This is a genomic window from Tamlana crocina (assembly GCF_012037625.1).
In genome coordinates, this window is record NZ_JAAVJS010000753.1 from 1 (window position 1) to 304 (window position 304).

At 40.1% G+C, this 304-nt stretch carries 1 protein-coding gene; it reads right to left on the reverse strand.

Features of this window, described 5'->3' with window-relative positions; translation table 11 throughout:
- Positions 1-304 (reverse strand): POTRA domain-containing protein (locus tag HC176_RS18855; protein ID WP_425338231.1); only part of this gene is annotated, 304 nt, incomplete at its 3' end.

A 304-nucleotide genomic window follows, 5' to 3' on the forward strand; every position in this document is an offset into this window, starting at 1 on the left:
CCTCCTGGATCTCCAGCTCCAGATTTGCAACGTCCCCTTCAATGCTGGTCACGTAAATATTGATGTCGCTAAAATGACCTATATCCCATAGTTTCTTTAAAACTTTGGAAATCCTGTCTCCGGGAATGAAGATTTTTTCTCCTTTTTTAAGGCCGGTATAGGCAATCACAGTTTGTTCATTATAGGAAATTGTGCCCGTAACATTGATCTCCCCTATAGTATATTCTTTGCCGTTTGCAAGAGGCAGGTCCTGTGCTGCTGAAGTAAAGTTTATAAAAAGGCTTAAGGCTAAAAGTGCTAAAAT